The following is a 16600-nucleotide window of genomic DNA, read 5'->3' on the forward strand; positions in this document are numbered from 1 at the left end:
TAGTATTTAGTTCTATCGAAGTTTACCAAATTTTCGAGACTTTAATAGATGCGACAGACTTGTCTTCACTTTGTTCTAAGACATCAATAATAATACCTTTTGATGGCAGTTTTCGACCTGTAGCGGGTCGAAGGTAATTAGAGTAATCATCCCAATCGATGAAGCGAGGGTTATTGTTTATGAAAGGATCGCTAGCAGAAATACCGCGCGTGATACTTGACCAGTCAAAAGGTTCTTGTAGATCTAAACCAAAAGCGGCATCACGGATTTGCAGTGAAGAGCCCGCCATTTCACCTGTATTGAAAAATATAGGGTTTCTATCCGCATCAACGAGTCCTAACCAACCTTCACCTGGGTGATTTGCAACGTGGTTATCGCCTTGCGTTACAGTATTTAGCCCACCATCACTCTCTGGACGGAATGAGGTATCTACATACCACACTAACATTCCTGGTGTATAGCTTGCGCCAAAACTGGCTTTTGCTAGAGACTCATCAACACCTGCATGCTGACGCCATTCTACTAAGTAGTAATGAGGATAACTAAAGTAACCATTCGATGCATCAAAGCCGTTAATGGTGAGTCCGTCGTTAGTTTGATTATCAGCATCGAAACTCACTATTTGACCAGAAGTTGCATTAACATCGATATCATCAAACATCATGCCTATAAAGCCAGTATTGAACGCCCAATATTGAATCGATACTGTGATCTCTTGACCTGCAAAGTAAGTTAAATCAAAGGCCGCGTTTTGTGTACCGTCAGAATTGCCAGTAAAACCTTCTCCGATGTAGTTTGAGAATCGACTTGAACTGTCGGTGATATTTCCTGAAACAATAGACTCTTGGCCCAAAGCATCAAATACTCGTACTTGAGCTAAAGAGTTATTCGCGTCTGAATCATAATCAGCACTAAATGTTAATTCAGCGGCTTCTTCTGATGTTAAGTCGACTTTAAATTCAAGTGTGTATATTGCTAGATTTGAGTCAGGAATTGGTGATGTGATAAAGCCTTTATTATCGCTAGGCGTAAGCTTTTGCACTGATTTGTCATCTAAATCGATTCGCACATAGTCATTGTTTTCACCACGAATAGATGCAGTATCAAGTTTTAGAACAGTACCTGATGGGGTGAGTTCACTCTCGTGCAAATCTGTTCCTACGAACCAGTTACCACCAAGAGAGGTTTGCAAATATTGTTTGGCAAAAGGGCTTAGTCCTGTTGGAGCTGTGCCAGAAATCTCACCGCCGTAAGAGCCGGACGACATAGCAGACCAGAAGCCAACTAAAGACCCCGGTGCTTTAACGATCTCACCAAGACCATCCTCTGAATACTGTGTGTCATATTCGTCTGGTAAGCCTAAGTCATGACCATATTCATGGGCTGAGACACCTGCTGCCCCATCAACTGGCTGAACTGTATAATCGTGGATCCTATAACCAGTATCACCAATTTCTTGAAAGCCGACCGATGAGCGATGAGACCAAATTGCATCTTCGCCAAGTGCGCCACCGCCAGCAGCTTGGTCGATTGATGAATGGTATACCATGATATGATCGATGATCCCATCAGGTTCTCTTAAATCGCCATCGCCGTCATAATCGTAACGATCTTCTTGGTCAAAATAACTTAGATCAATTGCAGGATCGTTAGCCGCATGGTTAATTGCTTCCAATACTAATTCACGCGTGTTTTGATCTTTTGAGCCTTGGCTTGGTGCACCATAATATGCTGCATTATTTTGAGCTGTATACCAACCAGCTACTTGACCTTCTACTTGATAAGAGCCGCCACTTTGGTCTAAAAAGTATTGCTTCATGCTGATCAAGTTTTGCTGACTTGGCCCTGAGTAGCCATTATCAGAAAACAGCATGTTCGCATAGTGCTCTGGTGAATAATCAGTATAGTAATTTCTTGTTAAATCGGGCGTTACTGCATTTACGGGGTAATCTGGGAAATCGATAAGTATAGCGAGTACTCTGTCCGTTGTTACAGGGCCATTCCAAGCTCTGCCTTTGGCTGTCGTAGGCTGTGATGCATCAAAGCCTTTATTACTTTGCTGGCCTCGAGCGTTATGCCATAACTTTTTAAGTGATTGATTTCTAGTTATTTCGGCAGAACCGCCATTTTTTTCTAGTTCTGGTTGTAAATTTGTAACTGCGTTGTTGGCAAATACTGAACTACAGGATAAAGCGATGGAAGTCGCTATTATTGTTTTTCTTAACATTGTTAACCCTAACGTTTTTATTGTGTTTTTTTGTTTGTGAAGTACATTCACTGTAAGAAATGTACCTTTAATAGGGTTTTTATGTCAATGATTTGTTTTATCTTCCATAGGCTAAATAAGTCTATATAGGTATGTTTTAGGAGCATGTCACTAAGTTAGTCTGGTAAACATGTTCTGATTTTAATTATTACGTAAAAAGCCATAGTATACGATGGCTTTATACAAATAAGCAGCCCAATACGTGTCAAAATGTCGATGTTAATTTAGAGTATCTATCCTATCAATGATTACATGTCTTTGTTTTATGTAACACCTATTTGAATCTACTACGAGTTCATCTTCATATCGACCATTGATAATCTGGGTTTGAGCGGCGTGCTTATGCTTGTCTTTGAGGTATAAAATAAAGTGTGATCGGTTCGTGAGTGTATTACGATTGTATCGTTGTACGTTCATACTGGTGATCATATGAATACTCTTTTTATTTATTAACGCTGTTGCTACGCGAGCAGCAATCACATCGTTTCCTTTTAACGCAATATTCAACTTTGGAACTGAAAAAGTTGCGTCTGGCGTAAATAGAGATTGATAGCTTTTTATGGGTCCCTTATCTCGATACTGAGGGTACTTCATAAGAGTTTCCTCACAGTTTGCAATGGCGCCTGTGTTATGTTGGTTTACTTGGCATCCAAGTAACATAAGAGTAAGAGGTAAGGCTATTAACACTTTGTACATTTTTATCCTTGATCATCTCGGTTAGTGGTGTCGTGAATATTGGTTCTTCTACTCAATCGTACATTAATTTAACAATGTAGAGTAAATATGAAGTCGTGTTAGTTTTAACTTAACACCTTATGCTGGTATACACCGTCGTTTCCGTCTATTTCATCGTGTTTCCGTTATTTACGAGCGACACCCTACTGAGTCTGAGCTATATTGCCAATTCATCTAATTAATAAAAAGAGCAAAGGAATATGAATAAATTATTTATTGCCTGCTTAGTGTCATCTAGTATTGCTGTTATTTTAACAGGTTGTGAAAACACGTCATCGAAAGCTCCTGGTATTGAAGATACTGTTGAGAAAGTCGCTATATCTCCCCCTATTGCAGAGAAAGTAGCACACGTAACAAAAATTCATGGTTATGAAATGCGTGATGATTATCATTGGTTACGTGATGATTCCCGCAGTGATGCAAAAGTTCTCGCGCATTTAACACAAGAAAATATATACAGTGACTCAATACTTAAGCCTACAGAGCAATTGCAAAGTACGTTATTTAATGAAATCAAAGGTCGAATGGTTAAAGATAATCGCTCGGTACCCGTTAAAGATGGCCAGTTTTATTATTTTACTGAAACTTTAGGTGAGCAAGAATACCCCTCTTTGTATAGAAGTACCCATGTTTCGGGAAGTAGCCCTACGCTACTATTTAATATGAATGATCATGCTAAAGAACATGATTATTACAATATTGCAGATTTCTCAGCAAGCCCGAATAATCGACTTTTAGCATATTCTGAAGATACGCTTAGCCGCCGCATTTATACTATTCGTATAAAAGATCTGTCTACTGGCAATAATTTGCAAACAGAGCTAGAAGGTGCACAAGGCGGTGTTGTTTGGGGGAACGATAACAAAACATTGTATTATGTGAAAAAAGATCCAGTGTCTTTGTTAGGTAACCAAGTTTTTAGGCATACTTTAGGTCAACCTCAAAGTAGCGATGAGTTGGTCTACGAAGAGAAAGATAACACTTATTATACTTATATTAGTAAGAGTAAAGATGGTAAATATATTTATATCCACCACTCTAGTACTGAGTCAAAGGGGGTTTCATTAATTGATGCTAATGACCGAATGTCTGTACCTGAACGTTTTATTACACGAGAAAAAGGCCTAGAGTACAGTGTCTCAAAGTTAAATGATTGGTTCTATATTTCAACCAACTTAAATGCGGTTAACTTCAAACTAATGAAAGTTCATGAAACGAAGTTTTCAGATAAAAATGATTGGCAAACAGTGGTTGAACATGATGTTCAAGAAAAGTTCGAACGCGTCGTATTATTTGATGCTCACTTGGTGTATCAGACGCGAAAAATGGGGCAGTCTTATATCACGATTAGAGATTTAACCGATGGCTATGAGCATCAGTTAAAGTTTAACGATCCCGCTTACTTGGTTAGATTAACGGGCAACCGTGAATTGGATAACACTGCTGTAAGGTTGAGTTACTCAAGTATGACGACGCCGATGACCACCTTTGAAGTAGACTTAAAAAACTATGGCAAAACGACGTTAAAAGAAACCCAGGTTCTAGGCGATTTTAATTCAGATAATTATGCCTCTGAACGCCTCTTTATCACTGCGAGAGATGGAGTTAAAGTTCCTGTGTCTTTGGTTTATAAAAAGTCGTTGTTTAAAAAGGATGGCTCAAACCCCCTTCTACAATACGCTTATGGGTCTTATGGATATACAAAGGATGCGAGCTTTTCAAATGCATCGCTGAGTTTACTCGACCGTGGTTTTGTCTACGCTATTGCACATATACGTGGCTCTCAAATGTTGGGCAGGCAATGGTATGAGGATGGTAAAAAATTAAATAAAAAGAACACCTTTAATGACTTTGTTGATGTAACTCGTGGGCTTGTTACACAAGGTTATGCGAATGCAAATAAAGTATACGCGCAAGGGGGAAGTGCAGGAGGCTTGCTCATGGGCGCCGTCGTAAACCAAGCACCAGAGCTTTACCATGGAGTACATGCAGCAGTCCCATTTGTTGATGTGATAAATACCATGCTGGATGAAACACTGCCACTGACAACCAATGAGTATGATGAGTGGGGTAACCCGAACGATAAAACTTATTTTGATTACATGCGTTCTTATTCACCTTATGATCAAGTGTCTAATCAAGATTATCCAAATATGTTGGTCACGACGGGGTTGCATGATTCTCAGGTACAATACTTTGAACCAGCAAAGTGGGTTGCGAAGCTAAGAGAAAAGAAAACTGATAACAATAAGCTGTTGTTTAAAGTTGATATGCAAGCAGGACATGGCGGTGCATCAGGACGTTATAAAAGTATCAAAGATAGAGCGCTACATTATGCTTTTTTTATTGAGTTAGCCAACGGCCGACTATAAGAAGTGTTCGGGTGGCACTAAGTTATTCTATTTTTTAGTGCCACTTGGTTTAGGCTAGGTTTACACTGAATTGACCCGTTTTCTGCGCATAATCTTGTATGATATGTCTCACATGATAGCTGAGGTTTTTTCTTTCTCCACTGAAATCGTATTCGCGACTTATAAAATTAGTCCTTTTGTCTATTTATTAATTATTTCATACTCTTTCTTACTGAATAAAATGGGTTGATAGTGAAGTGCAAGCCATGTTTCGGTATTCAGATAAATCTTACAGTGAATATTTAATTCTAACTACCCTGTTATGATAGAGTAATAACTTTAGCTACTACATAGATATGGATATCTCAATATTATGAAATGGATTTTAGCTTGTATTTTATGGGCTGGCACTGTGAGTTATGCTTACGCCTCAAATGCTCAATTTAGCAAGACCACTTGTGAAAAACTGGCGTTTAAGCGTGCAGTTTTAATGAGCCACATTACGCAAAAGAGTAGCCATAGTGTTGACTTTTCCTCTCAAGAACAACGTATTTTTGTGCTGTTACATCGACACTGTAAAAGTGATCAAGAAACGAATGAACACGCCCTGTCATTACCCGATGAGCAGCTCCTAAATGCCCCGTTAGATAACATGACTTATGCTGGTAAGTTATTCATGGATGATAAGAAGCAGATGGAATGGCAGAAGTTTTATGTCATTCCACAACAATGTCGTGAAAAAGGCTCTAATTTAAATAAATTTGTTTGGTGTAGCCACAATAAAAGCAAACAGAAAAAGCGGTTTGAGCTTATTTGGCAAAGTGGCGAGCAGGCAACGAATGAACAGTCAGGCTATTCACTTGTTGCAATGCAGGCGATAGCTCTGTAATTAAAGATATATAAATGGAATAACTAATTACCAACTGCTTATTTCATCGTAATTATTTCTTAATGTCATAGGTTTAGCGTAATAATGTTGTTTTATCTTTGATAATACAACATTTGGGAATATGGTATGTCTTATGTGGTAAAACGTCTGTTACTCGTTAGCCTTTTTTTCTCTGTTACAGCATTCGCTCAACAACAATCTGTCGTGCTTATTTCACTCGATGGGTTTCGCTGGGATTACATTGAAAAACATCGTGCAAAAGGACTGGCTAACATTGCAAAGCAAGGCGTTCGAGTAAATAAAATGTGGCCTGTTTATCCGAGTAAAACATTTCCCAACCATATTTCAATTATCACAGGCTTACAGCCTATAAATCATGGTGTTATTGATAATAAGTTTTGTGACAAAAAGCGAGACCAATGTTACAAAATGGGCAGCGGAAAAGACGATAGTACGTGGCTCAATGGTATTCCTCTTTGGAACTTAGCACAAATGCAGGGACTCAAATCGGCCGCTTATTTTTGGCCAGAATCGGATGCTAGGTTTAATGGTATGGTGCCTAACTATTATTATCACTATTCACAGCAAAGTGATTATCAAGCACGAATAGATCAAATCATTCAATGGCTTTCTCTTGATGCAACGCAGCGGCCTCATTTTGTGGCAGGATATTTTTCTTTAGTGGACTCTCTAGGGCATGATTTTGGCCCTGATAGTGCAGAAGTCTATGCTGGGGTGCAGGAAGTTGACATGTTAATCACTCAATTGCATAAGCGGCTATCTAAGCTACCTCACCCTGTAAACTTAATCGTGGTGTCTGATCATGGCATGTCTACCGTCGATAGTACGCAATCAATAAATATTGATGCACTTGCAATACCAGCAGGTTGGATTGTGAAGAATACCGGCCCACGGGTTTTAATTTATACTAAAGGTGCCAATGAAGCTGACGAAGCGGCCACTATTAAAAAACTAAATACTCAGGCCAAAGGTCGATTTGTCGTTGTGGATAAACAGACTCTAGTTGAGCGCAATTACTTTGGATCATCTCGGATCCCTGACATCATTTTAGAAACTTATGCGCCGCGTGTGTTCAGTCGTGGTAATCAATTAGCCTACCAAGGAACTCATGGGTACGCTAATACCGATGATATGGCCGCAACATTTGTCGCACATGGACCCGCATTTAAGTCAGGTATGAAAATTAATGAGATGAAAAACCTAGAAGTTTATCCGGTGATAAGCGAAATTTTGGGCTTAAAATTACTGAATAATGTAGATAGTGACGGAGAGATACTGCGTCAAGCGCTCAAGTAAAATTATTATTTTTTAGGCTTTCGTGGCATTACTCTAGATCCCAACGCGTACACAACATAGACTAAAATGAGCGAATTACCGAGGACGAGTAAGTCTTTTTCACTGACAAATATCCACAGTGCAGCAAGTAAAATAAATGCAATAGTGAAATGTGAGACGAGGGGATTGACCTTGGTTTTTTTCATTGATTGAGACGAACCCTTAATTAAATGTTTGACTTTGATGTCTATGATTATACATTGTGCACGTATATTAAGCGACCATTGAGTGTGGAGTAAGCTGTTTAATGACTAGGGGCTGTTGATCTTTGCTGTTCTATTTTTGTTCTCTTTGAGCGTGCTTTTATCGCGGCGCTTAATGTGTGGCCTAGTAATCTAAGCGAATATTAAGCAACAAAGAGAAAAGGACGCTCAAAAGAACCGTTAGGCAGCGCTTGATTGACTTTTCTACTATGTTATCGGCTGACTCACATGGAATAACCATGCTACGCAGCCTCTGCCTTGTATAAAAGCCAATCAAACTGCTGCAAAAATGAACCTGAAAGTTCAACAGCCCCTAGTGAACCAGTCACGGGTCGAGTCATCAATGACTACTTATACATTTATTGTCAGATTGATACAGAATAAAGAGAGAATGAAAAAGTGAGATATTATTTTAGACAATGGTAATACTCATGTATGTTTTTAACAAGGAATGAGAATGTTAGGCTGTTTTAACTCAACCAAACAAATTGATTTAAAAAGACTTATTTTTTTATTAGCTTTTTTTAGTATGGTGATAACCCTAGGTAATTCACTACATGCGACGTTTAGGGTTCAAAAGGCACTGTTAATTGAAGATACCCTTGAGGCCAATCGAGTATATGCAACAAAATTGGCAGAAATAACAGAGCTTTTTTTGAATTCAGTCGTTACTCAGCTAAGTTTCAGTGCCAATTATATAGGAACAGACTTTGATAGCACGGTTGCACACAATAACGAGCTACAGCGTTTAATAAAACAAACATCCAGTTTTAACTCTGCGGTGATAGTCAATGCTGCGGGTGAAGTGTTATCGACAGCCCCAAGCTCATTAAACCTCACAGGTTTTGTTGTAGAAAGTGCTCAGGCAAGGGCGCCGTTATTGCGTAAAGAACCGTATATTTCTACCCCTTTTATTTCCCCCGCTGGTAACCTCATTATTAGTGTATCTCACCCAATATTTAATGACGTGGGTAAATACCAAGGGTTCATTGCTGCAAGTATCTATTTACAAGGCGATAATATTCTTAACCGTTTACTAGGCAAGCATCATTACAGTGATGGCTCTTATCTGTATGTTGTCGACCAAAATAAGCAGCTTATTTATCATGTTGATGCTGAGCGTGTGGGCACAACGATCCAAAGTAATGAAGCTATTGAAGATGTCATTTCCGGTAAGTCTGGTGTAAGGGTATTACGCAACAGTCAAGGTACTGACATGCTGAGCGGGTATGCATCGGTGCCAATATCTGGGTGGGGCGTGGTAGCACAAAGGCCCCTTACCGTAACGCTGGCTCAACTCAATGATACAATTTTGAGCGTCCTGAAAAGTACGTTGCCTGTGACCATACTGACTTTATTGTTGATATTAGTGTTTGGCTCAAAAATAGCGAAACCACTATGGAAGTTAGCCATTGGTGTTAGAGCAATGGATCGATATGCACAGTCGAATGTTCAAAAAATTGATGCTTGGTATTTTGAAGCTGAGCATTTGAAGCAAGCGATTGTTTCGGGTACTGAATTGGTAGGGAAAACCATACAAGAATATGATTTAGACCGCCAGAAAGACCCATTGACTCAGTTACTCAATCGTCGAGGAATGTTAGCCAAACTAGAGTATTTTCAAAGCATAAAAAAGCCATACTCAGTGATTGCGTTAGACATCGACCACTTTAAGCGTATTAATGATAAGTTTGGCCATGATGTCGGTGACCAAGTGATCCGAACTTTAGCCGAGTTAATGCAAAGTAGTGCGAGAGAGCAGGATGTTATTTGCAGAACTGGAGGGGAAGAGTTTGCCATATTCTTGCCTAATGTTGACATTGGGCAAGCGGTATCTATTGCCGAAAGGTTGAGAGTTGATGTCTCAAACCATCTATTTCCACCAGTAGCCAAAGTGAATATATCACTCGGGGTTGCATATAGCTCACGTACTGAATGTAATTTTCATCAGGTCCTAAAAAATGCAGATAAAGCCCTTTATGATGCAAAGCGTGGTGGCAGAAATAGAACAGCAGTAACTGATTGTGAGGCTGCTTAATCTATGAGTTAGTGCTCAAAATTATTGAGCACTAAACTGACATGGTTAATTGGCGCAGCGAAAGCTGACATTTATCAAATAAGGTTTACCCAGTGAATGTTCGGCACTGGCCCCGGCCAAAGAAGCAATTGCGCCGGCATCGTCGACATAACCATCACCAAGTACCCACAGCCATGTCCCAGCATTTGAAATAATTTGAGCGGTAGATTGATCATTTAGGAAGGTTTGCTCATCTTGCTCACCCTGATATTTAACAGATTCATTGATAACATACATCGATTGCTTGTCTTGTTTACAAAAGTGTGTAGCTTGGTTGAGTGCTTCTTGTATGCCCTCACCGCGGTCAGACGCTTTAACAATAACATAGTGTTGGTTGTCTGAACTTGGACGAACATCATCGTGATGCGCGCATGCTCCTAATATCGAAATGACGCCTAATGCGAGTAAGATGTTTTTCATTGTTGCTCTCCCAGTTGTGTATAGGGTAATTATTCCGCGCAACGCTTAATTTCTCCAGTAAGAAACTGTTAAATTTTGCACGATGAAATGAAATAAAACTTACAATTTGGTTAGGTTTATCTGAATTGGCACACTCTTTTATCGACAGTAAGTGAAAGTAGCGGACAAAATCGGTATCATGTCGCGATTTAGGGGTCGCACAGTGCCCTGTGAATAATTTAGGAGTACATATGGGTCAAACGCTAAAAGTCCCTCATACCTTGATCTTGCTATTGGGTATGATGGTAATTGCTTTATTTGCTACATGGGTGGTGCCTCAAGGCTTTTTTGAAACACACTTATCAGATTCAGGGCGACAAATGGTCGTTGCTGGCACGTACCAAGTTATAGAAGAGAAGACATTTTTAACTCCTTGGGATTTACTAACAGCGATCCCCCGTGCATTTGCAGCGGCTCAAGATGTGATCTTTTTTGTGTTGATTGTAGGTGGTGTACTCGCAATAGCGCGTGCGACAGGCACAGTTGACGCATTGATAGGCAGGTTATTAGAGAAATATGGGTCCAAACCAGAAAAGCTTATTTTTATGGTGGTTTTCTGCTTTGCGATGGCATCGAGTAGTATTGGTACTGCAGGTGAATACATCCCATTTGTACTTATTCTAGTCGCTTTATGTAAGGCTATGAGACTAGATGCAATGACGGCGGTTGGCATGATTGTCGCGGGTTACGGTATTGGATATGGTGTGTCTGCATTTAATCCATTTACGGTACTTATTGCGCAGCAAATCGCTGAAATACCGGTTTATTCAGGTATTTGGTTGAGATTAGCTATTTTTGTGCCTTTTGTCTTAATTGGTTTTCACCATGTTTGGCAATACGCCCAAAAGGTAAAACAAGACCCTAGTTCTTCAATGATGATTGGCGTATCGTGCCCACTTGATGGTAAAGAGCAGCCGAGCTACCCAAAGCTAGAATCAAGACACCAGATGATATTAGGCAGTTTTTTGATCACGTTAACCATTGCTGTATGGGGAATTGCGACAAAAGGTTGGTACTTATATGAACTAGGCGGTGTGTTCATTGCTTGGGGCGCAGTCATTGCTATTTTGGGTAAACTATCGGCCGATGAAACTGCTGAACGTTTTATTGAGGGGGTATCGGACCTAGTGACGACGGCAATTCTTATTGGTGTTGCCCGTGGTATTGCACTTATCTTAGAAGATGGACAAATCTTACATACTTTAGTGCATAGCATGTCTATGCCACTGTCTTATGTGAGTGCCGAGATCTCAGCTGTAGGCATGTTGGTGATTCAAACATTGCTAAATACATTCATCCCGTCAGGGTCTGGTCAAGCTTACGTCACAATGCCGTTAATGGTACCACTGGGTGATTTAGTGGGGGTACCTCGTCAAGTTGCTGTACTTGCATATCAATTTGGTGATGGTTTTTCTAATATGATCATCCCAACTAATGCGGTTCTAATGGGGATCATAGGTATGGCGGGTGTACCTTATGCGCATTGGTTCCGTTTTTGTTTGCCATTATTATTAAAGTTAATGGCTGCCGCTTCTGTCGTATTGGTATTGGCAGTATATTTTGGTTATGGACTAGATGTTCAACCTGTTATAGCGCAATAACATCATAGAAAAATATAAGCCATTAGCAGCTAGATGTTTGCTGGTGGCTTTTATAATGCATTCAACATTATACCTGCCTGTATGAATGTATTTAACTCCTCCCAGTTCAGTTAATTGTACATAATCAGATCTAACCCTAATTTACATCCTAGCCCTTTAAATTAGGTTTTTTATTACAAAAAATAGCTCCGATATCTAACGGGCTTTCATTATATCTTAACTTTTATTGATCTACATTGACGTTAACGGTAGTTTAATAGACTAACATTCGAATTAAATTCACATAACTCTATATTAATATTAAAAGATGCGAATACGTTATGAACTTGTCTTTTAGCCAGTTTTATAGTTTGGGCAGTAGTTTAGCGAGATATCAATTCGCTTTGGGTATGGTATATCAACGATTTGGCCCTGAGCACTGCCTAATCGGTCAGTTTGTGGATGACGGTGCCAAAGTTGAAACTGCGCTGTATATGGTTGAAGGCAATCGCGTTGACAATATTGTTTATGATTTAGAAGGCACGCCTTGTAAAGATGCCAAAGATAGCGATTCAATTTGTGCTATTGGTGCAAATCTGCAAACACTATATGCCAGCGATGAGATGCTAAAAGTTCTTAGTATTGATAGTTACTTGGGGATCACGTTAAGGGCTCTTGATCATACACCTATTGGCGTTATGGTATGTATGTTTAAGCAGCCTAAGAACATCAATGATGCTGAGCAAATATGGTTTAAAGAGTTAAGCCACTTAGTGGGCGCTGAGCTAAACCATAATATAGAAGTCGCATCACGAGATCGGCTAGTGAAACAGCTCGCAAAGGGCGAACGGATCGCCAAACTCAGCTCATGGACTTGGCGCGTTGATGAAAACAGACATTGGTTTAGTGCTGAAATGGCTCGCTTAATTAAGTACACAGGTCAAAATATTTCAATCAGTGACTTTATGGAGAGTTTAGAACGGACAGACCAACATAAACTCCAAGGGTTATTAGATAAAGTCGCAGAGAATACATTAGACACTTTTGATATTAATGTTTCACATATAAAACGCTCAGAATTAAGAGGCTTATTTAGAATAATGGGTCGCGTAGAGTCTTCAGATACTGCTAAACCCAAACGAACCTTCAGTGCTACCGTACAAGATGTGTCGTATATATCCGCATTAAACAGACAACTAGAATTAACGAATGTGGTATTTGAGCACGCTACTGAAGCCATAATGATCACCGATGCCCATAATAAAATTATTATGGTAAATAGAGCTTTTGAACGACTTACTGGCTACACAGGACATGAACTGTTAGGCAGGGATCCTGTCGTGTTGTCTTCGGGTCAACAAGATAAGCAATTTTACAATCTGATGTGGCGTCAGCTTAATAAAGAAGGAATGTGGAAAGGTGAAATTTATAACCGGCGTAAAAATGGCCAAGTTTTTCCTGAAGAGTTGACGTTAAGTTTAGTCAAAGATGAAGAAGGTGCCGTGTGTAACTATGTGGCTATTTTCCGCGATATTACAGATTGGAAGCGCAATGAGGCACAGCTTACTTTTTATGCGGATCATGAACCTCTCACTGGATTACAAAATAGACGCAGTTTTTTAAAAGCGTTGGAAATGAAAGTTTCAGAATCGCGGTCTCAGCAACGCTTTTGTTCGTTACTGTTTATTGGTTTAGATCGCTTTAAAGAAGTGAACGACGCTTTTGGACCAGAGGCTGGCGATAAGGTCTTGCTGTCTGTGGCAAAAAGGTTGAAAAATGCTGTGCGTGCTCAAGATATTGTGAGTCGGTATGGGGGAGATGAATTTGCGATATTGTTGGACCATACGGATGGTGATAATAGTATGTTGGTCGCAGAGAAGCTCAGAGCTAAATTGGCTCAGCCCTATGTTTTTAACGACTTAACGATAGAAATTACCGCAAGTACAGGCGTTGCGGTTTTGCCGACAGAGCAGCAAATATCAGCGGCTAACTTATTGCGAAATGCGGCGCATGCGTTAGGCAGTGCTAAAAAGCACAGAGTCGGCAGTATAGCCCTTCACAACGCTGCAATTCAAAATGCCTATCTAAATAAAATTAAGCTAAGAGATAAACTGAAAGAGGCGCTCAAGGAGAAGTTGTTAGATGTACACTATCAGCCAATTGTGGATGCTAAAACAGGTAGAATTCGTAAGTTTGAAGCCTTGATCCGGTGGTTTGATGAAGAGTATGGCATGGTGTCTCCGGGTAACTTTATTCCCATAGCGGAAGAGTTTGGCTTAATCCATTATGTCGGGCAGTTCGTGCTAGAAAAAAGCTGTGATGACCTTTCCAAAATACATCAAGCGGGTTTTACGGATGTGTCTATTTCGATTAACCGTTCAGTCAATGAGTTTAAAAGTACAAATAATCAGATAGAGCTTATTAGTGCAGCAATAGAAAAAGCGAATTTACCGTATAATGCGATCACGATTGAAGTCACAGAGTCGATGGCAACGAATAAATATACGTGGCATGTGCTCAGTATATTGCGCTCAAAAGGCGTTAAAATTGCCTTAGATGATTTTTGTACTGGTTATTCATCTTTGAGTAATTTGATTGATAATCAGGTTGATTATGTAAAAATAGATAAGTCATTTGTTGATAGTTTAGTGGCAGACAAATCTAAACAGGCGATGATTAAATGCCTCGTAGATTTGAGTACCCAGTTAAATATTAGAGTGATTGCAGAAGGCGTAGAACAAAGTGTGCAGCTAAAAATGTTGCAACAGTATGGGTGTCACAACATTCAAGGTTATTACTATAGCCCAGCGAAGCCGATTAAAGAGTGTTTAAATATGCTGCATGGCAGCAAAGAAAAAAATATAAAACAATGTGCTGCTACTCAAGCAAGTTAAGCTTGATAGCTTTGAGTGTTGCTTGTGTTCTGTCACGCACATCGAGTTTGGCAAGTATATTTGAGACGTGATTACGCACTGTACCTTCCGCATTGAATATTTCCACAGAGATTTCTTTATTGGACAGTCCTTCTACGATCAAGCTTAGTACTTGACGTTCTTTGTGTGTTAGGTGTATCTGTGGTGCTTCTGGTTGTTGCCTATTTGCTTTTATAAGCTGTTGTGTGAGGGCACTTTGTAAAACGGTTTCCCCCTGACTCACTCTGGTGATTGCATCAACAAGCATTTCTAATGAAACGTCTTTTAGTAAATAACCACAGGCTCCCGCTTCCATCCCGCCGATCAAGAGTTCATCTTCGTTAAATGTGGTCAGAATGAGGCATTTTAAATCACTCCCATTGTGTTGAAGTGTGCGTAATACATCAAGCCCCGTACCATCAGGCATACGCATATCTAATAACACGACATCAGCATCAACGTCATTATTGGCAAGTGTAGCAAGAAAAGCATTACCACTATGGGACTCGCCTGTAACAGCAATTGACTCATTAAGTTGTAAAAGAGCCATCATCCCCTGTCGAACTAAGCATTGATCATCGACTAAATGTACTTTTATTTGATCCATAAGGCACTCTTATTGTTATATTAAACCCTGTCGTCATACTGTTTATATTGCACGTTCCCCCAAGTGCTTCCACACGTTCATGCATGCCAATTAGGCCATTTCCGAGCGTGAATTGTGTTTGCTTTTGGCCATTATCATACAAGTGTAAATTGAGTTGCTCTGGGTGTGTTGTTAACTCAATGGTAAAGTGCGTGGCTTTGGCATATTTTAATGTATTTGTGATCGCTTCTTGGCAACAACGTAAAATACAATGTGCAACGTTTAAATTGGTACAGGTAAATTGCGCTGGTATTTTGGTGAAAACCGTGATCCGAGGGGTCTTTTCGGCCAAGTTCTTTAAGGTACTGGCTAAGTCTAAATAGTCTGTGGAGCGCTTTTGACTGACGACATTTCGGGTTGTATTGAGCGCAACTTTGGCTTGTTCATAACAGCGGTTTATTTGTTGTTCATCTTGTGTTCGCCGTGCAATATCTAAATTAATGATCAGTGATGTTAAAGTATGGCCCACATCATCATGAAGCTCACGAGCTAACTTAAGTCGTTCATCATGGGCTGCGGCATTGGCAAGTAGAGTATGTGCAGTTTCGAGTTGTGTGTTGCTAAGGGCAAGTGCTTCTTTGGCTTTTTTTTCACTGAGCATTTTTTGGGTGAGCATTAATGCAAAACTGTGAAATGCAATAAAAGTAGCTGCGTTGACGATATCCCAACCGGCTTGCCATATCAAAAACTGTATTAGTAAATAAGTACTATGGATGAAAATAATGTATCCAATGCAGAATAGGGCTGGCGTATGAAAAGCGAAAATAGAAGTCATCATGACACTGTAAATAAGATACAAGTAACTATTTGAGATCATCATTAAGCTAACAATTAACCCAATTGTGATTGCAATAAATACGTGATTTAGTCGTGGATTTGTATTCGGAACATCATTGATGATGGTCACTATTGCTATGAGAAATAAGCCATGAAGCGTTACAATAATAGGCAATTGCGGAGTTTCTAATACTCCAAGCGTGCTAGGCAGTGCCACCGCAAGCCAAGTAAGCAACACAGTCGTAAGGGATGATTTCTGTACTCTAATCATAATGTTTTTGTTTGATTATAACGACTTGGGTACAGGATGGCTAGGCAATATAGTGAACATACATTGCAGCACTTATGC

The 16600-nt window shown here is 39.8% G+C and carries 11 protein-coding genes; 6 read left to right on the top strand and 5 right to left on the bottom strand.

Annotation, left to right across the window (positions count from 1 at the left end):
• Nucleotides 1-22: 22 nt before the first annotated feature.
• Nucleotides 23-2227, bottom strand: a complete 2205-nt coding sequence (locus tag BGP78_RS17055; RefSeq protein WP_147386087.1) for an immune inhibitor A domain-containing protein — start codon at nucleotides 2225-2227, stop codon at nucleotides 23-25.
• 258 nt (nucleotides 2228-2485) lie between these two features.
• Complete coding sequence (locus BGP78_RS17060) at nucleotides 2486-2962, bottom strand: nuclear transport factor 2 family protein (RefSeq protein WP_119862508.1); 477 nt, start codon at nucleotides 2960-2962, stop codon at nucleotides 2486-2488.
• A gap of 239 nt (nucleotides 2963-3201) precedes the next feature.
• Between BGP78_RS17060 and BGP78_RS17065 the strand changes: the two genes are divergently transcribed.
• The 4 genes from BGP78_RS17065 (at nucleotide 3202) to BGP78_RS17085 (ending at nucleotide 9838) form a co-directional block, all read left to right on the top strand.
• The gene (locus tag BGP78_RS17065; RefSeq protein WP_119862509.1) at nucleotides 3202-5373 is read left to right on the top strand and encodes a S9 family peptidase; all 2172 of its coding nucleotides are present in this window, start codon (nucleotides 3202-3204) and stop codon (nucleotides 5371-5373) included.
• A 352-nt stretch (nucleotides 5374-5725) separates the two neighbouring features.
• Nucleotides 5726-6241, top strand: a complete 516-nt coding sequence (locus tag BGP78_RS17070; RefSeq protein ID WP_119862510.1) for a hypothetical protein — start codon at nucleotides 5726-5728, stop codon at nucleotides 6239-6241.
• Between the two features lie 126 nt (nucleotides 6242-6367).
• On the top strand, nucleotides 6368-7558 hold the full coding sequence (locus BGP78_RS17075) for an alkaline phosphatase family protein (RefSeq protein ID WP_119862511.1): 1191 nt from the start codon (nucleotides 6368-6370) through the stop codon (nucleotides 7556-7558).
• 699 nt (nucleotides 7559-8257) lie between these two features.
• Entirely contained in the window at nucleotides 8258-9838 is a 1581-nt protein-coding gene (locus tag BGP78_RS17085) for a sensor domain-containing diguanylate cyclase (protein ID WP_119862513.1), read from the top strand.
• Between the two features lie 45 nt (nucleotides 9839-9883).
• On the opposite strand, the gene BGP78_RS17090 is transcribed toward BGP78_RS17085, so the two are convergent.
• Nucleotides 9884-10297 (bottom strand): hypothetical protein, encoded by a 414-nt coding sequence (locus BGP78_RS17090; protein ID WP_119862514.1) that lies wholly within the window; start codon nucleotides 10295-10297, stop codon nucleotides 9884-9886.
• Nucleotides 10298-10527: 230 nt separating this feature from the next.
• Between BGP78_RS17090 and BGP78_RS17095 the strand changes: the two genes are divergently transcribed.
• Together BGP78_RS17095 and BGP78_RS17100 are read left to right on the top strand one after the other, a co-directional pair.
• On the top strand, nucleotides 10528-11937 hold the full coding sequence (locus BGP78_RS17095; protein ID WP_119862515.1) for a YfcC family protein: 1410 nt from the start codon (nucleotides 10528-10530) through the stop codon (nucleotides 11935-11937).
• A 320-nt stretch (nucleotides 11938-12257) separates the two neighbouring features.
• Entirely contained in the window at nucleotides 12258-14810 is a 2553-nt protein-coding gene (locus BGP78_RS17100; RefSeq protein WP_119862516.1) for a bifunctional diguanylate cyclase/phosphodiesterase, read from the top strand.
• Here BGP78_RS17100 and BGP78_RS17105 read toward each other — a convergent pair.
• Nucleotides 14794-15435 carry a response regulator transcription factor gene (locus tag BGP78_RS17105; protein ID WP_119862517.1) on the bottom strand — a complete coding sequence of 214 codons (642 nt, stop codon included), beginning with the start codon at nucleotides 15433-15435 and terminating at the stop codon, nucleotides 14794-14796. The two genes, BGP78_RS17100 and BGP78_RS17105, sit on opposite strands and share 17 nt — an antisense overlap.
• Complete coding sequence (locus BGP78_RS17110) at nucleotides 15404-16522, bottom strand: sensor histidine kinase (RefSeq protein ID WP_119862518.1); 1119 nt, start codon at nucleotides 16520-16522, stop codon at nucleotides 15404-15406. The genes BGP78_RS17105 and BGP78_RS17110 overlap by 32 nt, the downstream gene beginning before the upstream one ends.
• Nucleotides 16523-16600: the final 78 nt, after the last annotated feature.

Origin of the sequence: Pseudoalteromonas sp. MSK9-3, from assembly GCF_003590335.1 — a bacterium.
In the GTDB taxonomy this organism is placed as follows: Bacteria; Pseudomonadota; Gammaproteobacteria; order Enterobacterales; family Alteromonadaceae; genus Pseudoalteromonas.